18 protein-coding genes are annotated in these 19,295 nt (G+C 63.1%); 13 read left to right on the top strand and 5 right to left on the bottom strand.

Going from position 1 to position 19,295, the window contains the following annotated elements; translation table 11 throughout:
• Positions 1-63 precede the first annotated feature (63 nt).
• Both XB14_RS02405 and XB14_RS02400 read left to right on the top strand, forming a co-directional pair.
• Entirely contained in the window at positions 64-1,740 is a 1,677-nt protein-coding gene (locus tag XB14_RS02405; RefSeq protein ID WP_077960028.1) for an adenylate/guanylate cyclase domain-containing protein, read from the top strand.
• A 151-nt stretch (positions 1,741-1,891) separates the two neighbouring features.
• Positions 1,892-2,821, top strand: coding sequence for a DMT family transporter (locus XB14_RS02400; protein ID WP_077960027.1), 930 nt, complete (start codon positions 1,892-1,894; stop codon positions 2,819-2,821).
• Between the two features lie 8 nt (positions 2,822-2,829).
• Here XB14_RS02400 and XB14_RS02395 read toward each other — a convergent pair whose 3' ends face one another.
• On the bottom strand, positions 2,830-3,483 hold the full coding sequence (locus XB14_RS02395; protein ID WP_034794116.1) for a TetR family transcriptional regulator C-terminal domain-containing protein: 654 nt from the start codon (positions 3,481-3,483) through the stop codon (positions 2,830-2,832).
• Between the two features lie 282 nt (positions 3,484-3,765).
• Here XB14_RS02395 and XB14_RS02390 point away from each other — a divergent pair, with 282 nt between their 5' ends.
• Together XB14_RS02390 and hydA are read left to right on the top strand one after the other, a co-directional pair.
• A complete protein-coding gene (locus XB14_RS02390) occupies positions 3,766-5,016 on the top strand; it encodes a Zn-dependent hydrolase (protein ID WP_089045634.1) in 1,251 nt (416 codons plus the stop codon).
• 79 nt (positions 5,017-5,095) lie between these two features.
• Positions 5,096-6,550 carry a dihydropyrimidinase gene (gene hydA / locus XB14_RS02385; protein ID WP_077960026.1) on the top strand — a complete coding sequence of 485 codons (1,455 nt, stop codon included), beginning with the start codon at positions 5,096-5,098 and terminating at the stop codon, positions 6,548-6,550.
• 93 nt (positions 6,551-6,643) lie between these two features.
• Here the strand turns inward: hydA and XB14_RS02380 are convergent, their stop codons facing one another.
• Positions 6,644-7,057, bottom strand: a complete 414-nt coding sequence (locus tag XB14_RS02380) for a cupin domain-containing protein (protein ID WP_077960025.1) — start codon at positions 7,055-7,057, stop codon at positions 6,644-6,646.
• A gap of 121 nt (positions 7,058-7,178) precedes the next feature.
• Here XB14_RS02380 and XB14_RS02375 point away from each other — a divergent pair, with 121 nt between their 5' ends.
• The 9 genes from XB14_RS02375 (at position 7,179) to XB14_RS02335 (ending at position 17,439) form a co-directional block, all read left to right on the top strand.
• Positions 7,179-7,970: an ABC transporter ATP-binding protein gene (locus tag XB14_RS02375; RefSeq protein ID WP_077960040.1), complete on the top strand. Its 792-nt coding sequence runs from the start codon at positions 7,179-7,181 to the stop codon at positions 7,968-7,970.
• Positions 7,960-8,424: a GNAT family N-acetyltransferase gene (locus tag XB14_RS02370; protein ID WP_077960024.1), complete on the top strand. Its 465-nt coding sequence runs from the start codon at positions 7,960-7,962 to the stop codon at positions 8,422-8,424. The genes XB14_RS02375 and XB14_RS02370 overlap by 11 nt, the downstream gene beginning before the upstream one ends.
• Positions 8,421-8,756 (top strand): hypothetical protein, encoded by a 336-nt coding sequence (locus XB14_RS02365; RefSeq protein ID WP_077960023.1) that lies wholly within the window; start codon positions 8,421-8,423, stop codon positions 8,754-8,756. The genes XB14_RS02370 and XB14_RS02365 overlap by 4 nt, the downstream gene beginning before the upstream one ends.
• Positions 8,757-8,758: 2 nt before the next feature.
• Positions 8,759-9,643: an ABC transporter permease gene (locus XB14_RS02360; RefSeq protein WP_077960022.1), complete on the top strand. Its 885-nt coding sequence runs from the start codon at positions 8,759-8,761 to the stop codon at positions 9,641-9,643.
• Positions 9,640-10,509 (top strand): ABC transporter permease, encoded by an 870-nt coding sequence (locus XB14_RS02355; RefSeq protein WP_077960021.1) that lies wholly within the window; start codon positions 9,640-9,642, stop codon positions 10,507-10,509. Before XB14_RS02360 ends, XB14_RS02355 begins: the two co-directional genes overlap by 4 nt.
• A 51-nt stretch (positions 10,510-10,560) precedes the next feature.
• Positions 10,561-11,553: an ABC transporter substrate-binding protein gene (locus tag XB14_RS02350; RefSeq protein WP_077960020.1), complete on the top strand. Its 993-nt coding sequence runs from the start codon at positions 10,561-10,563 to the stop codon at positions 11,551-11,553.
• Positions 11,554-12,081: 528 nt separating this feature from the next.
• Entirely contained in the window at positions 12,082-13,269 is a 1,188-nt protein-coding gene (locus XB14_RS02345) for an efflux RND transporter periplasmic adaptor subunit (RefSeq protein ID WP_077960019.1), read from the top strand.
• Between the two features lie 14 nt (positions 13,270-13,283).
• Positions 13,284-16,598, top strand: a complete 3,315-nt coding sequence (locus tag XB14_RS02340; RefSeq protein ID WP_077960018.1) for an efflux RND transporter permease subunit — start codon at positions 13,284-13,286, stop codon at positions 16,596-16,598.
• A gap of 160 nt (positions 16,599-16,758) precedes the next feature.
• On the top strand, positions 16,759-17,439 hold the full coding sequence (locus tag XB14_RS02335; RefSeq protein ID WP_077960017.1) for a Crp/Fnr family transcriptional regulator: 681 nt from the start codon (positions 16,759-16,761) through the stop codon (positions 17,437-17,439).
• Positions 17,440-17,476: 37 nt separating this feature from the next.
• On the opposite strand, the gene ureG is transcribed toward XB14_RS02335, so the two are convergent.
• The 3 genes from ureG to ureE form a co-directional block, all read right to left on the bottom strand.
• Complete coding sequence (gene ureG, locus XB14_RS02330) at positions 17,477-18,088, bottom strand: urease accessory protein UreG (protein WP_057249040.1); 612 nt, start codon at positions 18,086-18,088, stop codon at positions 17,477-17,479.
• A gap of 79 nt (positions 18,089-18,167) precedes the next feature.
• Positions 18,168-18,839 (bottom strand): urease accessory protein UreF, encoded by a 672-nt coding sequence (locus XB14_RS02325; RefSeq protein ID WP_077960016.1) that lies wholly within the window; start codon positions 18,837-18,839, stop codon positions 18,168-18,170.
• On the bottom strand, positions 18,832-19,260 hold the full coding sequence (gene ureE, locus XB14_RS02320) for an urease accessory protein UreE (RefSeq protein WP_419178557.1): 429 nt from the start codon (positions 19,258-19,260) through the stop codon (positions 18,832-18,834). Before ureE ends, XB14_RS02325 begins: the two co-directional genes overlap by 8 nt.
• Positions 19,261-19,295 lie beyond the last annotated feature (35 nt).

Raw genomic sequence — 19,295 nt, 5'->3', positions numbered from 1 at the left:
CGCGATCTCCGACGGTTTTGACACTGCAGCCGGGCGACGCTCCGGCAGAGCTGGACCTTTTGCTTGACGATCATTTCGGCCAACCGACGCAAGCGGATCCACCTCGTTTCCGGGGCTATACTCGGTACGTTCGTCCTGGCCCATTTCTTCAACCACTCGCTCGGCCTGATCTCCATCGAAGCGATGGAAGCCGCCCGCAAGGGCTTCAATCTCATCTGGCATAGCCTGCCCGGCACCGTGTTGCTCTACGGCGCTCTGCTGCTGCATTTCGCCATGGCGCTCGAAAGCATCTACCGCCGGCAAACGCTCAGAATGCCGGCGCGCGAGGCGCTGAAGATCGTCTTCGGCCTCAGCCTGCCCTTCCTGCTGATTGGCCACGTGACCGCCGCCCGGGTCGAGCCACTTCTCACCGGGGTCGACGCGGATTATCCGGACATGCTCCGCATGCTCTGGTCGAACTCCGTAAATGCCACGAGACAATCGCTCGCCCTGCTGCTCGTCTGGGGCCACGGCTGCCTCGGCGCCTGGTTCTGGATGCGCGGCCGCGCCTGGTTCCCGCGCTACGAAATCCTGCTCTACACGGTCGCGATCCTCGTGCCGATCTTCGCGCTGCTCGGCTTCGTCAGCGGCGCCCGCTCGATCGAGGACGGTTACGCCGAACATGGCGGCTACGGCGACCGGGCCTACAGCAAGCCGGCCGCCGATCTCACGCTTCTCGAGGATATCCGTCTCGGCCTCTATTTCGGCTTCGCCGGCCTGATCGCCGGCACGTTCCTGTTGCGGGCGATGCCGAAGGGCGGACGCATTCGCGTGCGCTATCCCGACGGCCGGGTCGCCACCGTCAATCTCGGCTTCAGCGTGCTGGAAGCAAGCCGCGCCGCCGGGATCGCGCATGTCTCGGTCTGCGGCGGCCGCGGCCGATGCTCGACCTGTCGCGTGCGCATCATCCAGGGGCTGGAAGACCAGCCGCCTCCTGAGGATGCCGAGCTTGCGACGCTGACCCGTATCGGCGCGCCCGACAATGTCCGCCTCGCCTGCCAGTTCCGACCCGTCCACAACGTCACCGTCGTGCCAATCCTCGACAGCGACAGCCTCGGCATCAAGAAGCAGATCGGGCGTGAGGGCGGCGAAGGCCGTGAACGGCGGATCGCCGTGCTCTTTTGCGACCTGCGCGATTTCACCAGCATTGCCGAACACAAGTTGCCTTTCGATACGGTGTTCCTGCTCAATCGTTACTTCGAAATGGTGGGCGAGGCGGTCGAGGATTCCGGTGGCGTCATCGACAAGTTCATCGGCGACGGCGCGCTTGCGATCTTCGGTCTGAAGTGCACCTACACCGAGGCCTGCCGGCAGTCGCTCGCCGCCGCCGTCAGGATATCCAAGGGGATCGAGACGCTGAACCAGACCTTCCGCGGCGAACTCGACGAGCCCCTGCGCATCGCCATGGGGCTGCACGCAGGCCCGGCGATCATCGGTGAGATCGGCTACGGCCAGGCGACATCGCTGACGGCCGTCGGCGATACCATCAACACGGCGAGCCGCCTGGAGGGTCTCGCCAAGGAGCACGACGTGCAGCTCGCCGTCTCGGCCGAGCTCGTAAACCGCGCGGGCCTGGTGATCGAAGGGCACGAGCGGCTGGACATCGGCCTGCGCGGCCGGCAGGCGACGCTCGAAACCTGGATCGTCGGGGATGCAGCCGGTATCTCCGAAGCCTTGCAACCGGCACTGTCGAACGCGTAGTGCAACCCCTTGAAAGCGTGAAACAGTTTCCACGCCCGAAGTTGCATACCTTCAAGGCTTTGGATCTTTTCACGGTTTCAATGAAGCGCTGAAATGATCTAGTAGTGGAGATCCTTCCCGCCCTCGCCGCCGATCCAATCCGGAAGCCCGCATGAAACAGGACGTCTCCCCGAAAACCGCGCACCAGGTTCATGCGAAGGGCGCCGAGAAGCTGAAGGCGCATCTGGCGATGATGACCTTCGCCGTCCTGATCGCCGGCTCCTTTTCCTTCGGCGGCCTTGCCACCCAACATATGGGCGCCGGGCCGCTGACGCTCTGGCGCTATCTGTTGACCGTCGTCGTCCTTGGCCTGCTCACCTTCGGCTATGCGCGCGTTCCCTTTCGCTTTCCCAAGCAAGCGTGGCGCTTCGTGATCCTCGGCGGGTTGATCGCCGTCTACATGCTGACGATGTTCAAGGCGCTGGAGTTCACCAGCCCTGTTTCAACAGGCGCGGTCTTCACGCTGATGCCGCTCTTGAGCGCCGGCTTCGCGTTTTTGTTGCTCGGTCAGCATACGCGCCCGGGCGTGCTCGCCGGGCTCATCATCGCTGCCCTTGGCGCCGTCTGGGTGATCTTTCGCGCCGATGTCGGCGCGATCCTTGCCTTCGACGTCGGCCAGGGCGAATTGATCTTCTTCGTCGGCGTCGTCTGCCACGCGGTCTATGTGCCGCTGATCCGCAAGTTCGGCCGAGAGGAAAGTCCATTCGCCTTCGGCTTCTGGGTGGCTGTCTTCACCGTGCCCTGGCTGCTGGTACCGGGCGCGGCCGGTCTCGTCACCGCCGATTTCGCCAGCCTGCCACCGGTCGTCTGGCTCGCCGTCCTCTATCTGGCCGTTGTGACCACGGCCATCACCTTCCTGCTCCTGCAATACGCCTCGATGCGGCTACCCGCATCGAAAGTGCTCGGCTACGGCTATCTGACGCCGAGCTTCATCATCCTGCTCGAAGGTCTGCTCGGTCATGGCTGGACCAGCCTGCCGGTGCTTGCCGGCGCGCTGACCACGGCCTGCGGCCTGCTGTTGATGGCGCTGCTGCCAGATTGAAAGGCGGCTCAAGCCGCCGGCTGCTCGCTCACCTGCAGTCCGTCGACGAAGAGCCGTTCCAGGAAGCGTGCCGCATCCTCAAAGCGCCCGTCCCCGGCGTTTCCCTGGCCGAGCACGGCGCGGACCTGCACGTCGAAGTCGGCGTAGTGCTGGGTGGTGGACCAGATCGCGAAGATCAGGTGATAGGGATCGCATTTGGCGATCTTGCCGGCCTTGGCCCAGGCCCGGATTACCTCGGCCTTCTCGTCGACCAGCGACTTCAAGGGCCCCTTGAGCTCGTCCTCGATATGCGGCGCGCCCTGCAGCACCTCGTTGGCGAAGAGCCGGCTTTCGCGCGGATAGTCACGGGCCATTTCCAGCTTGCGCCGAATATAGCTGCGGATTTCGGCGACCGGGTTCCCCTCGGCGTTGAATTCTCGCAAGGGGTCGAGCCAGGTGTCGAGCACCCGGTCGATCAGCGCCCGGTGCATCGCTTCCTTGGTGCGGAAATAATAGAGCAAATTGGGTTTCGACATGCCCGCCACTTCGGCGATCTGATCGACCGTCGAGCCGCGGAAACCGTTGGCGGAGAAGACTTCGAGCGCGGCCTCGAGAATGCGCTCTTCCTTCTCCCCTTGTATGCGGGTCCGCCTCTGGGTCCTGGCCGCTCTCGGTAATACCATATGTCCCCCTGGCCATGCCTGCGCAGCTCGTCGCGCAGGAACCGGCTGCCCAATTTCCGGCCCCGCCATCTTATTGGGCAACAACTTCGTTTTTTTGTTTTTCCGGCTTGAGTGCCGCAACGGAAGTTGTAATGTTTACCAACCGGTCAAATTATCAGCCAGTTCACCGCCAAAGGCAACGGCTGATCGAAGGGCACCAGAAAAAACCAAGCCTGGATTTGACCACGGGAACATGAGGGCGCGCCGATCAAGGCAAAGCCCTGAAAAGATGAGGAGACCGCCGTGGCTGCACCTGGCGAGAACATGCGCGTCAATGCCGACCGCCTGTGGGATTCACTTATGGAAATGGCCAAGATCGGCCCTGGTGTCGCGGGCGGCAACAACCGCCAGACGCTGACCGACGAGGACGCCGAAGGGCGCCGGCTGTTCCAGTCCTGGTGCGAAAAGGCCGGCCTCACCATGGGCGTCGACACCATGGGCAATATGTTCTTCACAAGGCCCGGCACCGACCCGGATGCGCTGCCCGTCTATATCGGCTCGCATCTCGATACCCAGCCGACCGGCGGCAAGTATGACGGCGTGCTCGGTGTGCTCTCGGGCCTCGAGGTCGTACGCTCGATGAACGACCTCGGCATCAAGACCAAACATCCGATCGTGGTCACCAACTGGACCAACGAGGAAGGCGCGCGCTTCGCGCCGGCCATGCTCGCATCGGGCGTCTTTGCCGGCGTGCACAGTCAGGATTTCGCCTATGGCCGCAAGGATCCCGAAGGAAAGACCTTTGGCGACGAACTGAAACGCATCGGCTGGGTCGGCGACGAGGAAGTCGGCGCCCGCAAGATGCACGCCTATTTCGAGTACCATATCGAGCAGGGCCCGATCCTCGAAGCCGAGGGCAAGGACATCGGCGTCGTCACCCACTGTCAGGGCCTGTGGTGGCTGGAGTTCACGCTGACCGGCCGCGAAGCCCATACGGGCTCGACCCCGATGAACATGCGCGTTAACGCCGGCCTTGCCATGGCCCGCATTCTGGAAATGGTCCAGGGCGTCGCGATGGAAAACCAGCCGGGCGCCGTCGGCGGCGTCGGCCAGGTGTTCTTCTCGCCCAATTCCCGCAACGTGCTGCCGGGCAAGGTGGTCTTCACCGTCGACATCCGCTCGCCGGACAAGGCCAAGCTCGACCGCATGCGGGCAAAGATCGAGGCCGAGGCACCGAAGATCACTGACGCGCTTGGCGTCGGCTGTTCCATCGAGGCGATCGGCCATTTCGAGCCGGTCACCTTCGATCCAAAGCTCGTCAGCGCCGTGCGTAACGCCGCCGAGCATCTCGGCTACAGCCACATGAACCTCATCTCGGGCGCCGGGCATGATGCCTGCTGGGCCGCCAAGGTGGCGCCGACGACGATGATCATGTGCCCCTGCGTCGGTGGCCTCAGCCACAACGAGGCGGAGGACATCTCCAGGGAGTGGGCCAGCGCCGGCGCCGACGTCCTCTTCCACGCCGTGGTCGAAACGGCCGAAATCGTCGAATGAGTTTGCGGGCGGGACGAAAGTTCCGCCCTTTTTCGTGGCGGTTGCCTGGCCGCCGGAAGCGCAATCGCGAGGAACAATCATGAGCACTGTCATCAAGGGTGGAACCATCGTCACGGCCGACCTGACCTACAAGGCGGACGTCAAGATCGAGGGCGGAAAGATCGTCGAGATCGGCCCGAACCTGTCGGGCGACGAAACGCTCGATGCGAGCGGCTGTTACATCATGCCCGGCGGCATCGACCCGCATACCCATCTCGAAATGCCCTTCATGGGCACCTATTCCTCGGACGACTTCGAAAGCGGCACGCGGGCAGCCCTTGCCGGCGGCACGACCATGGTGGTCGACTTTGCACTGCCCTCGCCCAACCAGTCGCTGCTCGAAGCGCTCACGATGTGGGACAACAAGTCCACCCGCGCCAACTGCGACTATTCCTTCCACATGGCGATCACCTGGTGGAGCGAGCAGGTCTTCAACGAGATGGAGACCATCGTCAAGGACAAGGGCATCAACACCTTCAAGCACTTCATGGCCTATAAGGGCGCCCTGATGGTGGATGACGACGAGATGTTCTCGTCCTTCCAGCGCTGCGCAGCACTAGGTGCGCTGCCCTTGGTGCACGCCGAAAACGGCGACGTCGTCGCCCAGCTGCAGGCAAAGCTGCTCGCCGATGGCAACAATGGGCCGGAGGCGCACGCCTATTCGCGTCCGGCCGAAGTCGAGGGCGAAGCGACCAACCGCGCGATCATGATCGCCGACATGGCCGGATGCCCGGTCTACATCGTGCACACCTCCTGTGAGCAGGCGCACGAAGCGATCCGCCGCGCCCGCTCCAAGGGCATGCGCGTCTTCGGCGAGCCGCTGATCCAGCACCTTACGCTGGATGAAACCGAATATTTCAACAAGGACTGGGACCATGCAGCCCGCCGCGTGATGTCGCCGCCCTTCCGCGACAAGCTGCATCAAGATTCACTCTGGGCCGGCCTCGCCTCGGGTTCGCTGCAGGTGGTAGCGACCGACCATTGCGCCTTTACGAGCGAGCAGAAGCGCTTCGGCGTCGGCGACTTCACCAAGATCCCGAACGGCACCGGTGGCCTCGAAGACCGCATGCCGATGCTCTGGACCCATGGCGTCAACACCGGCCGCATCACCATGAACGAGTTCGTGGCGGTGACCTCGACCAACATCGCCAAGATCCTCAACATCTACCCGAAGAAGGGCGCGATCCTCGTCGGCGCCGATGCCGACCTCGTCGTCTGGGATCCGAAGCGCACCAAGACGATTTCCGCCAAGAGCCAGCAGTCGGCCATCGATTACAACGTCTTCGAGGGCAAGGAAGTGAAAGGCCTGCCACGCTTTACGCTGACCCGTGGCGTCGTCGCTATCGAGGAAAGCACGATCAAGACCCGCGAAGGCCACGGCGAATTCGTTCGCCGCGATCCCTTCCCGGCGGTCAGCTCGGCGCTTTCGACCTGGAAGGAAGTCACCGCCCCCCGCGCCGTCCAGCGCAGCGGCATTCCAGCCACGGGCGTCTGAGGCCTCATGCTTCGCGGCTTGCACTTCTTCGCGCCGCTCTGTCCCACCGGACATGCCCTGCCGCATCGGCGGGGCGCTTCGGCTTGGGAGCCGTCAGTCGGGCACGAGCGCATCGAGCTCGGGCAGAAGCACGACGCTTTCCCGCTGCTTCGGATCCGTGCGGGCGATGACGGCCGAACAGGGCTCGCTCGACCGGTTTTCCGGGAGGTGCGGCATGCCCGCGGGAATGTAGACCATGTCGCCGACGCGCGCGACGACGTGCTCCTGAAGCTTCTCCCCAAACCAGGTCCAGGCTTCGCCCGAAAGCACGTAGATCGCCGTCTCGTGGCTCTCGTGCAGATGCGCCTTGGCGCGCGCACCGGGCGGGATCGTGACGATATGCATACAGAGCCCCGTCGCCCCGACGGTCTCGGCCGCAATGCCCTCGAAATAGTTGAGCCCCTGCTGGCCGGACATGACGCCGGCGGGACGAACCACGCGACAGCCCGGATTGGATGATCGAGACATGAACGTTCTCCAGAATTCCTTGAAAAACCAGCAAAAAGCGGCGCCGCACGCAAATCCGCGATTGCATGTTGCCGGTCCGGATAGCAGTCTGACACAGACCAGCCAGAATGAGTATTTGCCGATGACGTCCAATACCGCATCCGTGGTTTCGGCCCGGGACCTCTGCCTGACCTTCGAAACCGCCGATGGGCCGGTCCATGCCCTGACCGGTGTCAATCTTGATGTCGCCAAGGGTGACTTCGTTTCCTTCATCGGCCCGTCCGGCTGCGGCAAGACGACATTTCTGAGGGTGATCGCCGATCTCGAAAAGGCGACCTCCGGCAAGATCAATGTCAACGGCATGACGCCGGAGGAGGCACGCAGAGAGCGCGCCTATGGTTATGTCTTCCAGGCGCCGGCGCTCTATCCCTGGCGCACGATCGAGAACAACATCGCCCTGCCGCTGGAGATCATGGGCTATTCGAAGGAAGAGAAGAAGGCGCGCATCGAGCGCACCCTCGACCTCGTCAACCTCACCGGCTTCGGCAAGAAGTATCCCTGGCAGCTTTCGGGCGGCATGCAGCAGCGCGCCTCGATCGCCCGGGCGCTCGCCTTCGATGCCGACCTGCTTTTGATGGACGAGCCCTTCGGCGCACTCGACGAGATCGTCCGCGACCACCTGAACGAACAGCTCCTGAAGCTCTGGGCCCGCACCAACAAGACGATCTGTTTCGTCACCCATTCGATCCCGGAGGCTGTCTACCTCTCCACCAAGATCGTCGTGATGAGCCCGCGCCCAGGCCGGGTGACCGACGTTATCGAATCGCCGCTGCCGCGCGAGCGCCCGCTCGGCATTCGCGAAACGCCGGAATTCCTGGAAATCGCCCATCGCGTCCGCGAGGGTCTTCGCGCGGGGCACAGCTATGACGAATAGCGTCGCGATCCGCCGGGCCGAACGGACCGACATGGCTGCCTGCGCCGGCATCCTCAACCGCTGGATCGACGCGACACCATGGATGCCCCGGGTGCACGACCATGACGACGTCGAGCGTTACTATACCGAAACCGTCTTTGCCGAACGCACCGTGCTCCTGGCAGAGGAGGATGGCGATATCGCAGGCTTCCTTTCGCTCTCGAACGACAACTACGTCACCGCGCTCTACATCGACGAACGACATCGTGGCGCCGGCATTGGCGCCCGGCTGATCGATATCGCCAAGACGATTTCACCGGACGAATTGAGTCTCTGGACGTTCGAGCACAACCGCGATGCCCGGCGCTTCTACGAGCACCAGGGTTTCGAGGCGGTGCGACGGACCGACGGCGACAATGAAGAGCAACTGCCGGATATCCTCTATCGCTGGCAAGCCAGGGAGATGCGGGCATGAACCTCGCCTTTGGCCTCTGGATGCTCTTGGCAACAACGATCTTCCTTGGCGGCGCGACCGCGTCGCGCGCCTATGTCTCGAACAATCACCTCGGCATGCTTTTCCTTGCCCTCGGGCTCTACGTGATCGGCAATATCATCATGGTGAAGCTGATGCGCGAGGGCGGCCTCGGCCTGGCGATCTCGCTTTCGGCGATCGTGCAGCTCGTGCTCGTCAACGTCATTGCCTTTGCGGTCTTCGGCGAGCGGATGAGCCTGACACAGGCCGCCGGTGTCCTTCTCGGCATCGTCGCCATGGGCCTGATGTTGTTCCCCGCAAGCGGAAAGGCGTGACGATGCAGGAACCAAGCTTCTTCAGGGAAAAGCTGCTGCCGGTCGGCACCATCGTCCTCTTGCTGATCGCCATATGGTATGCCGCGGTTGTCTTCCTGAATGCGCCCTTCGAGCGCGATACGGCGGCGCGCGCCGGCACCGAGATCAGCTTCAATGAGATCGTGCGCAACACCATGGCGCAGGAACGTCCCGTACTGCCGGCACCGCACCAGGTGATCGCCGAGATCTGGGACACCACCTTCAACAAGGCAATCACCTCCAAGCGCAGCCTCGTCTACCACGCCTGGATCACGCTCTCGGCAACCCTGCTCGGCTTCGGCATCGGCGCGGCACTCGGCATCCTCCTGGCGGTCGGTATCGTGCACAACCGCGCCATGGACCGCTCGCTGATGCCTTGGGTCATCGCCAGCCAGACGATCCCGATCCTCGCGATTGCGCCGATGATCATTGTCGTCTTGAACGCGATCGGCATCTCCGGCCTTTTGCCGAAAGCGCTGATCTCGACCTATCTCTCCTTCTTCCCGGTCGTCGTCGGCATGGTGAAGGGGCTGCGCAGCCCGGAAACGATCCAGCTCGACCTGATGCACACTTACAACGCCTCTCCATCGCAGACCTTCTGGAAACTGCGCTGGCCGTCGTCGATGCCCTATCTCTTCACTTCGCTGAAGGTTGCCGTCGCCATCTCGCTGGTCGGTGCCATCGTCGGCGAACTGCCGACCGGTGCGGTCGCCGGACTCGGGGCCCGGCTGCTCGCCGGCTCCTACTACGGCCAGACGGTGCAGATCTGGGCGGCCCTGTTCATGGCGGCGGCCCTTGCCGCCGTCCTCGTCATGATCGTCGGCTTTGCCCACACTGCCGTCCTGAAGCGCATGGGAGCCAAGCCATGAACCTGCCCGTCCTTGCCGCCGCGATCATCTTCTGGCTCGCCGCCTGGGCCTTCAACGAATGGCTGGTGCGCCAGAACTTCCGGAGCGCGGCCGCAAGCAGCGCCGCGCGCTTCGCCGTACCGGTGATCTTCGGCATCACCATCCTGGTTCTCTGGGAAGGCATCGTTCGCGGCTTCCAGGTCCCCTCCGTGCTGCTGCCGGCACCGTCGATGATCTGGCAAAAGCTGATCAACTCGCTGCCGACGCTTGGCGCCGATTTCCGCCAGACCTTCCTGAAGGCGGTGTTGACCGGCTATGCGCTCGGCTGCGGCCTCGGCTTCGCCGTCGCGATCCTGATCGACCGCTCGCCCTTCCTGCAGAGGGGCCTGCTGCCGCTCGGCAACTTCGTCTCGGCTCTCCCCGTCATCGGCGTAGCCCCAATCATGGTCATGTGGTTCGGCTTCGACTGGCAGTCGAAGGTCGCCGTCGTCGTCATCATGACCTTCTTCCCGATGCTGGTGAACACGGTTGCCGGCCTTGCCGCCGCCAGCCACATGGAGCGCGACCTGATGCGCACCTATGCGGCCTCCTGGTGGCAGACGCTGGTCAAGCTGCGGCTGCCGGCCGCCTGGCCGTTCATCTTCACTGCGCTGAAGATCAATTCGACGCTGGCGCTGATCGGCGCCATCGTGGCCGAATTCTTCGGGACCCCCATCGTCGGCATGGGGTTCCGGATCTCCACGGAAGTGGGACGCATGAATGTCGACATGGTCTGGGCCGAGATCGCCGTCGCGGCGGTTGCAGGCTCCGCCTTCTACGGGGTGGTGGCGCTCATCGAGCGCGCCGTCACCTTCTGGCATCCTTCCATTCGCGGAGGGCGCGCCTGAGCCTGCTTGAAGAACTTAAATAAAATGAAGTAAAAACAAGAGGGAACTGACATGAACAAAAGACTTGCATCGCTTCTCGCCGCAGGCGTCTTTTCGCTCGCAGCGTTCCAGGCTGAAGCGGCCGAAAAGGTGACGCTGCAGCTGAAATGGGTCACGCAGGCGCAGTTTGCCGGCTACTACGTCGCCAAGGACAAGGGCTTCTACGAGGAGGAAGGCCTTGACGTCGACATCAAGCCCGGCGGCCCGGATATTGCGCCGGCGCAGGTGATCGCCGGCGGCGGCGCCGATGTCATCGTCGACTGGATGCCCTCTGCCCTCGCCACCCGCGAAAAGGGTGTCGCCCTGGTCAACATCGCACAGCCCTTCAAGAAATCCGGCATGATGCTGACCTGCCTGAAGGAAACCGGTGTCACCAGCCCTGACAAGTTCAAGGGCCAGACCCTCGGCGTCTGGTTCTTCGGCAACGAATATCCGTTCCTCTCCTGGATGTCGCACCTGAAGATCCCGACCGACGGCGGGCCGAACGGCGTGACGGTTCTCAAGCAGGGCTTCAACGTCGATCCGCTGATCCAGAAGCAGGCCGCCTGCATTTCCACCATGACCTACAACGAGTACTGGCAGGTGATCGACGCCGGCATCAAGCCGGACGACCTGGTGACCTTCAAGTATGAGGACCAGGGCGTGGCGACGCTGGAAGACGGCCTCTATGTGCTTGAGGACAAGCTCAAGGATGCGGCCTTCAAGGAGAAGATGGTCAAGTTCGTGCGCGCCTCGATGAAGGGGTGGAAATACGCCGAGGCCAATCCGGACGAAGCAGCCGACATCGTGCTTGAAAACGACTCCACCGGCGCCCAGACGGAGAAGCACCAGAAGCGCATGATGGGCGAAGTGGCCAAGCTCACTGCCGGTTCCAATGGTTCGCTCGACGAGGCCGACTACAAGCGCACGGTGCAGTCGCTGCTTTCGGGCGGTTCCGATCCCGTGATTTCCAAGGAGCCGTCCGGCGCCTTTACACATGAGATCACCGACGCCGCTCTGAAGTAGGAGCCGCGTCCCACAAAGCAAAAAAAGAGGGTCGCACGGCTCAGTTCGTGCGGCCCTCTTCCGTTCTCTTAGCGGTCGTTCGCATCCGCCAAGCTGCTGCCGGGTACCGGGCGTGGGGGTGGTAATCCGGCGAACAACGGCGCTACCTTTGCTTGCCATTGTCAAGATCGTGTCAAGATCGCAACCATAACCACAGAACGAACTGAATATTGAGGCACCATTGCTTCGTGCGCTCTTGTAAGCGTCCAAGGCCGAGATTACATAGGCGACGATGTTTGTTGGAGGCAGGCATGGTGGAGGACGCCCTTTTTCCAGCGCACTGCCTGCGGTAACCGGTCCCAGTTCCGCCCGCGTCTACGGTCTGATACCGTGCACGCGGAGCGCGAAGTGAGGAGAAGCGCAGTCTTCTGTCCCCGTGCAATCGCCGGGGCGCGATGTCGGCGCGATAAAATCGCCTGATTGCCCGTGGATCCTGCGTGGAGCGGTGATCCGCTCGATATTGTTTCCATTGCCGGGACTGTGAAGCCGATGGCTCAAAAAGTATTGCCTGTTCTCAGCGTGTGCGCTGCGGTGGCCCTTGGTTCGCTTTCCTTCGCCCGGGCGGAGGAAGCGGCGCAACCGACGCCGGCGCCAAGCCTGCCCTCCATCATCGTGACCACGGCGGTCGACCAGTCGATCAGCGACCGGGTGGTTGCGACCGGCACCATCCAGGCCGTCGAGCAGGTCTATGTCGCCCCCATGGTCGACGGCCTCTCCATCCGCACGCTCAATGTCGATGTCGGCGACAAGGTCGAAGCCGGCAGCGTGCTCGTGGTCCTCAACGACGACGCGCTTCGCCTGCAAAAGAGCGAGCTCGAAGCCTCGCTTGCCAAGGCGGAGGCCGGGCTGGCGCAATTGAACGCACAGCTCAGCGAAACCAGGGCGAACGCGGACGAGGCCAAGCGCGTCAGCGACCGTGCCGCCGAACTCTCCAAGAACGGCACCGTTTCGACGGCCGAGGCCGATCGTGTCCGGGCACTCGCGATCGCGATGCAGGCCCGTGTCCTCTCCGCGGAGCAGGCAGTCGCCGTCGCCAGGGCCGACATCAAGGTCGCCGAAGCGCAGATCGACGACATCGACCTTCGCCTCGCCCGTACCGAGGTCAAGGCGCCGGTCGCCGGCGTGATCTCCGCCAAGAACGCCAAGGTCGGCGCGATCGCCACCGGCAACAGCGAGCCGCTCTTCGCCATGATCCGCGATGGCGCGATCGAGATGAAGGCCGACGTCGCCGAAGCCGATATCATCAAGCTCGCAGTCGGCCAGCCGGCCATCGTGACGCTCGCCGGCGGCAACACCAAGGTCGAGGGCAAGATCCGCCTGATCGCGCCGACGGTCGACCCCGTCAGCCGCCTCGGCACCGTCTTCATCAGCCTCGACGATACCGAGAAGGCACGGGCCGGCATGTATGCAAGCGCGCTCATCACCGCCGAACAGAAGCAGACGGTGGTGCTGCCGCAAACGGCCGTTACCAATGAGAACGGCCGCACGATCGTCCGCAAGGTCGAGAACGGCGTCATCCGCATCCTGCCGGTAAGGACCGGGATCTCCGACGGCAAGTTCATCGAAGTCCTCGAAGGCGTGAAGGCCGGCGAGGACGTGGTGGCGAGGGCCGGCGCCTATGTCCGCGACGGCGACCGCATCAACCCCGTCAAGTCCGCTGAACCAGCGACCAACTGACAGGAACCGTGACCATGAACTTCTCAGCCTGGTCCATACGCAATCCGATCGCGCCGATCCTCGGCTTCTTCGTCCTGATGGTGCTGGGCTACCAGTCCTTCGTGTCGTTGCCGATCACCCGTTTCCCCAACATCGACGTGCCGATCGTCTCGATCAACGTGACGCAAAGCGGCGCCTCGCCGGCAGAGCTTGAAACGCAGGTCACGAAGGAAATCGAGGACGCCGTCGCCAGCGTCACCGGCGTCGATCATATCCAGTCGACGATCAATGACGGTACCTCGACCACGGCCGTGATCTTCCGCATGGAAGTGCCGACGACCCAGGCGGTGCAGGACGTCAAGGACGCGATCGACCGCATCCGCAGCGACCTGCCGACCTCGATCGAAGAACCTATCGTCTCCAAGGTCGATGTCGAAGGCCAGGCGATCCAGACCTTCTCGGTCTCGGCGCCCGGCATGTCGCTGGAAGAGCTTTCCTGGTTCGTCGACGACGTCATCAAGCGAGAAATCCAGGGCAAGAGCGGGATCGGGCGCGTCGACCGCTACGGCGGCGCCGATCGCGAAGTCCGCGTGGAACTCAACGAAGACAAGCTGAATTCGCTCGGCATCACCGCCGCCGACGTCAATGGCCAGCTTCGCCGCATGAACATGGACCTCGGCTCCGGCCGCGGCCAGGTCGGCGGCAGCGAGCAGGCGATCCGCACCCTCGGCGATGCCCGAAACGTCGATCAGCTCGCCAATACGATGATCTCGGTGCCGAGCGGCCGTTTCGTTCGCCTTTCCGAACTCGGCACCGTCACCGACACCTATGAGGAGCCGCGCTCCTTCTCACGCTTCAATGGCACCCCCGGCGTAACCTTCGCGGTCTTCCGCGCCAAGGGCGCCTCGGAAGTCAGCGTCGCCGAGACTGTCGCCAAGTCGCTCGAAAAGATCCGCGCTTCCAACCCCGACGTCACCATCGAGATGGTGGACGATTCCGTCTACTTCACCTACGGCAATTACGAGGCAGCGCTGCACACGCTGATGGAAGGCGCGCTGCTTGCCGTCATCGTCGTCATGCTGTTCCTGCGCAATTGGCGCGCCACGCTGATTTGCGCCGTCGCCCTGCCCTTGTCGGCGATCCCGACCTTCTGGGTCATGGAACTGCTCGGCTTTTCGCTCAATCTCGTCAGCTTCCTCGCACTGACGCTCGCAACCGGCATTCTCGTCGACGATGCAATCGTCGAGATCGAGAATATCGAGCGGCATATTCATATGGGCAAATCGCCCTATCGCGCCTCGATCGAAGCGGCCGATGAAATCGGCCTCGCGGTTATCGCAACCACCTTCACGATCATCGCGGTCTTCATCCCGGTGTCGTTCATGCCGGGGATTGTCGGCCAGTACTTCATCCAGTTTGGCTTGACCGTCGCAGTATCCGTCTTCTTCTCGCTGCTCGTTGCACGCCTGATAACGCCTGTCATGGCCGCTTATCTGATGCGGCCTTCGAAGGCCGATGGCCATCATGCCGAAGACGGCTACCTGATGCGCAAGTACACGCGTCTGGTTCATGCGACCACGAAACGCTGGTACATGCGCTACCTGACGGTGCTCATCGCGATCGGCGTGACCGTGGCCTCCATGGTCGCTCTGTTCATGTTCGTGCCTGGCGGGTTCCTGCCTCCGGACGACGCGTCGCGTGTCAGCCTGTCCGTAGAGCTGGCGCCAGACGCGATGCTGGAAGACACCGACCGGACGACCGCTCAGATCTACGAAAGGGTCAAGGACCTGGACGGCGTCGAAAGCGTGTTCGTGCTTGGCGGTGCCTCACCGAAGGGCGACCTGGAACTGCGCCGAGCCACCGTGACGGTGCTGCTCGAAAAGCGCGACCATTCGCTTCTCAACAAGGTCGTCAACGACGTCTTCGGCAGATTGCCGATCGTCGGCCAATATTTGCCGAAATTGCCGCCATCGGGCCGCATCATTCCGCAGTCGCAGATCGAGAAGGAGATCTTTGCCCGCGTGCGCGATCTGCCGGATGTCCGGGTGATCAAGCTCAACGACCGTGGCGAGCGGGAACTGTCGTTCAATCTGCTCTCCAACAACGAGGCCGATCTCGACAAGGCCGTCGGCATTCTGGAAGGAAAACTGCGCAGCGATCCGTTGCTGGCCAATGTCAGCCCGGATGGCGCACTTCCCCGCCCCGAGCTGCAGATCCGTCCGCGTGACGAGCAGATGTCGCGCCTCGGCATCACGACAGCGCAGATTTCGGAGGTCATCCGCGTCGCCACCATCGGTGATATCGATGCGGCATTGACCAAGATCGCGCTCGATGGCCGGCTGATCCCGATCCGCGTCCAGATCAACCGTGACTTCCGCACGGACATCGCGGCGATCCGCAATCTGAAGATCCAGACCTCCTCGGGCATGACGGTGCCGCTCTCCAGCGTGGCTGACATCAACTATTCCGAAGGCCCAAGCTCGATCAAACGTTACGACCGCAACCGCGTCGTTGCGCTCGGTGCCGACCTGCCGATCGGCGTGGCGCTGAACACGGCCTCCGCACGCTTCCTGCAGATTGCGGACGAGGCCAAGATGCCGTCCACGGTTCAGCTCCTCAAGAGCGGCGACGCCGAGGTTGAGGAGGAGATGCAGGAGAGCTTCGTCAATGCGATGCTGCTCGGCCTGATGCTGGTGCTCGTGGTGCTGATCCTGCTCTTCAAGGACGTGATCCAGCCCTTCACCATCCTGTTCTCGCTGCCGCTCGCAATGGGCGGCGTTGCTGCGGGCCTGATCCTGACGCAGAACTCCCTGTCGATGCCGGTGCTGATCGGCATTCTGATGCTGATGGGCATCGTCACCAAGAACGCCATTCTGCTGGTCGATTTCGGTATCGAGATGATGCATCACGGGATGGACCGGACGCTGGCGATGATCGAAGCGGGCCGCAAGCGCGCCCGACCGATCATCATGACGTCGATCGCCATGTCCGCGGGCATGCTGCCGTCGGCGCTCGGCGTCGGCGAAGGCGGCTCGTTCCGTGCACCGATGGCGATCGCCGTGATCGGCGGCATCATCGTCTCGACGGTGCTCAGTCTCGTTGTCGTGCCATCCTTCTTCCTGATCATGGACGACCTGTCGCGACTGCTCGCCTGGGTCTTCGGACGCTTCGTCGGCCAGAAGGACGAGGAAAACCTGCCGCTCGACCGCGAAGCCCTGACGGGTCTCGTGCAAGAACAGGGCAAGACGATCGAAGACCTGGAAGACCGGCTCAAGACGCTGGAGACCGACCAGACCAAGGGGCGATCCGGCGGCAAGGTCATCAACCACCCGGCGCTCGCCGCCGAATAGGCCAGTCGCCGTAGCGGTTCTCCGCCCGGAGCTGCCACAATTCTAAAGCGAGCCCGCGCCCCGCAAGCGCGGGCTTTTTGTTGTTCTTATTTGATCGAGGTCAAACCACGATCCGCAAAGCCTCACTACCCTGACGCAGAATTTACTCAGGACGGGTACGATGAAGACGTTGCGATTGAACTCGAACGACAGGGCAGTGCTGCTTGGCTCCGGCTTCTTCGAACAGCTGCCCGCGGCGGCGTCGAGCGCCATTCTCGATGACGTCGTGGTTTCGACTCACGAGGAGCACGACGTGCTCTTTGCCCAAGGCGAAGCGCTGGACCATGTCTTCTTCGTCCTCTCCGGTCTGGTGCGTCTTTACCGGCTGGGCAAGGATGGGCGCGAGGCGGATATCGCCGTCTTCCCGAAGAGTGAACTTTTCCGCGAAAGTGCCATGTTCCTCGGCAACCGCGCCACCGCCAATGCGCAAGCAATCGAAACGACGATGCTTGCCCGGATCGACAGCCGCAAGCTGCGCAAGCTTGCCGAGCAGACGCCCGAGATCGCCGACGCGCTGATGCAGCTTTTGTGCCGGCACGCACAGATGGCGGAGGATTGCCTGGCCGAAGACCGGTTGCTCACCGCACCGCAACGGGTCGCGAGCTACATTCTCGGCAATTGCCCAGACGGGATCACCAACTTTTCCTTCCGCTTGCCCTTCCAGAAGAATGTGCTGGCGGGCAAGCTCGGCCTCGCGCCGGAGGCTTTGTCGCGCGCCTTCTCGGCCCTTCGCCGCTCCGGCGTCACCGTCAAGGGGCGCATTATCGAGATCCATGATCGGCAGGCGCTGGAGCGCTTCTGACCGAAGTTCAGGCGTCAGAAGCGAGGCGAGGCCTGCCTCAGAGCCCGCCGTGCAACGTCAGGAAATCGACGATCCGGTTGATGCCGTCGCCGCGCTTCATGTCGGTGAAGACGAAAGGCTTTTCCGCGCGCATGCGCGTTGCGTCCCGCTGCATGACGTCGAGATCGGCCCCGACGTAAGGGGCGAGATCCTTCTTGTTGATGACCAGAAGATCGGACTTCGTGATCCCCGGCCCGCCCTTGCGCGGAATCTCCTCCCCCTGGCAGACCGAGATGACATAGATTGTCAGGTCAGCGAGGTCAGGCGAAAAGGTCGCCGCGAGATTGTCGCCGCCGGATTCGATGAAGACGACGTCGAGATCGGGAATGCGCCGGTTAAGGTCGGCAATCGCCTGCAGATTGATCGTGGCGTCCTCGCGGATCGCCGTATGCGGGCAGCCACCGGTCTCCACCCCGACGATGCGGTCGGACGGAAGCGCCTGCATGCGCACCAGCGCCTCGGCATCTTCCTTGGTGTAGATGTCGTTCGTGACGACGGCGACGGAGTATTTCTCCCGCATCGCCTTGCAGAGCTTGTCGGTCAGCGCCGTCTTGCCCGAGCCCACCGGCCCGCCGATGCCGATGCGAAGGGGACCGTTCTTCGATGCCATCTGGATATCCTTTCAAGGTGGAAACAATTCCAGGGAAAGTGTGAAGCAGCTTTCCGCCCGGACCTGCGCAGTTCCATGATTACGAGCGGAAAAGCCGCGAATTGAGGGTTTCGTGCCTCAGCGCCGAAACATCCGCGATGATTGTGGCCGAGCCGAGATCGTCGAGCGAGGCGTTGGCGGCCTCGCCGGCCGTCGCCGCGATGATCGGCTCGAGCGCCGCGAGAATGCCGACGCCGTCGCGCTGACCGGTGACGCCGCAGCGGATCGCCACCGAAACGGCGTTCGAGACGGAGGCGTTCAGATAGGCGGCGAGCGCCGGCTCCAGGCCCGTTTCATGGGCGCCTGCGACGGCGCCAACGGCGACCGGATAGACAACACTCTCCGGCAGCCCAACAAGAACCGGATGCGGCCAGGACCGCGCAGCTGCGAGAAACGCCTGGCCCTGCAGCATCGTCTCCATATGCCGCTCGCGGCTTCCCGCCAAGGCTTCGGCAAGCTCTGCGGCTGCCGCCAGCCGAACAGGATCGTTCACGGCGCGATAGCTCTCGGCAAGAAGCAAGGCATCGTTCCAGCCGGATCCCAGACAGATAACCGTTTCCAGCCAGTCGCGGAGTTCGCCGGCATCCGTGACCAGGCGGTCGTGGACGGCCTGTTCGAGCCCACTGGAATAGGAAAACGCGCCGACCGGAAAGGCCGGCGACATCCATGTCACGAGGCGAAGCAGCGCCTGCGTGTCGACCCGCTCAGCCATGGTGGTGATGGCTGTGGTCATGGTTGTGACCGCCCGAATGGTAGGCGCCGCGCAACGGGTGGAAAGGCTCGGTTACCTCAGTCACGCCCGCCCGAAGGCCTTCGAGCATCTGGCGGATGACGGGATCGCGGGTAATCAGGATGCGGTTCTCTTCGATCTGCGCCGGCAGGTGACGATTGCCGAGATGCCAGGCAAGTTCGATGAGATGCAGGCGGTCGCGCGGACGGATCTCGTAGAGCGCCTCCGGTGCTGCGACGATCCGGATATGGCCGCCGCCTTCCAGCACCAGCAGGTCGCCATCGGCGAGCATCACCGCTTCCTTGAGATCCAGCATCACCACATCGTCGTTTTCGAGATGCAGCAGCTTGCGGCGCAGATGCCGCGCATCGTGCGTCAAAGCCACGCTGTGAAGCGGCGCCATGTCGGCCGGTCCCGGCGAGAGAACCTCTGTCGAAC

The organism is Ensifer adhaerens (assembly GCF_002007205.1).
GTDB lineage: Bacteria > Pseudomonadota > Alphaproteobacteria > Rhizobiales > Rhizobiaceae > Ensifer > Ensifer adhaerens_D.
Note: the sequence above shows the minus strand (reverse complement) of the source record. Positions and strands in the feature narration are given on the sequence as shown.

Coding starts and splice junctions, on each gene's coding strand:
- XB14_RS02350 (WP_077960020.1), top strand. CDS start 10,561: ATGAACAAAAGACTTGCATCGCTTCTCGCCGCAGGCGTCTTTTCGCTC.
- XB14_RS02395 (WP_034794116.1), bottom strand. CDS start 3,483: ATGGTATTACCGAGAGCGGCCAGGACCCAGAGGCGGACCCGCATACAA.
- hydA (WP_077960026.1), top strand. CDS start 5,096: ATGAGCACTGTCATCAAGGGTGGAACCATCGTCACGGCCGACCTGACC.
- XB14_RS02370 (WP_077960024.1), top strand. CDS start 7,960: ATGACGAATAGCGTCGCGATCCGCCGGGCCGAACGGACCGACATGGCT.
- XB14_RS02345 (WP_077960019.1), top strand. CDS start 12,082: ATGGCTCAAAAAGTATTGCCTGTTCTCAGCGTGTGCGCTGCGGTGGCC.
- XB14_RS02360 (WP_077960022.1), top strand. CDS start 8,759: ATGCAGGAACCAAGCTTCTTCAGGGAAAAGCTGCTGCCGGTCGGCACC.
- XB14_RS02400 (WP_077960027.1), top strand. CDS start 1,892: ATGAAACAGGACGTCTCCCCGAAAACCGCGCACCAGGTTCATGCGAAG.
- XB14_RS02355 (WP_077960021.1), top strand. CDS start 9,640: ATGAACCTGCCCGTCCTTGCCGCCGCGATCATCTTCTGGCTCGCCGCC.
- XB14_RS02325 (WP_077960016.1), bottom strand. CDS start 18,839: ATGGCTGAGCGGGTCGACACGCAGGCGCTGCTTCGCCTCGTGACATGG.
- XB14_RS02340 (WP_077960018.1), top strand. CDS start 13,284: ATGAACTTCTCAGCCTGGTCCATACGCAATCCGATCGCGCCGATCCTC.
- XB14_RS02375 (WP_077960040.1), top strand. CDS start 7,179: ATGACGTCCAATACCGCATCCGTGGTTTCGGCCCGGGACCTCTGCCTG.
- XB14_RS02365 (WP_077960023.1), top strand. CDS start 8,421: ATGAACCTCGCCTTTGGCCTCTGGATGCTCTTGGCAACAACGATCTTC.
- XB14_RS02335 (WP_077960017.1), top strand. CDS start 16,759: ATGAAGACGTTGCGATTGAACTCGAACGACAGGGCAGTGCTGCTTGGC.
- XB14_RS02380 (WP_077960025.1), bottom strand. CDS start 7,057: ATGTCTCGATCATCCAATCCGGGCTGTCGCGTGGTTCGTCCCGCCGGC.
- ureE (WP_419178557.1), bottom strand. CDS start 19,260: ATGGCGCCGCTTCACAGCGTGGCTTTGACGCACGATGCGCGGCATCTG.
- ureG (WP_057249040.1), bottom strand. CDS start 18,088: ATGGCATCGAAGAACGGTCCCCTTCGCATCGGCATCGGCGGGCCGGTG.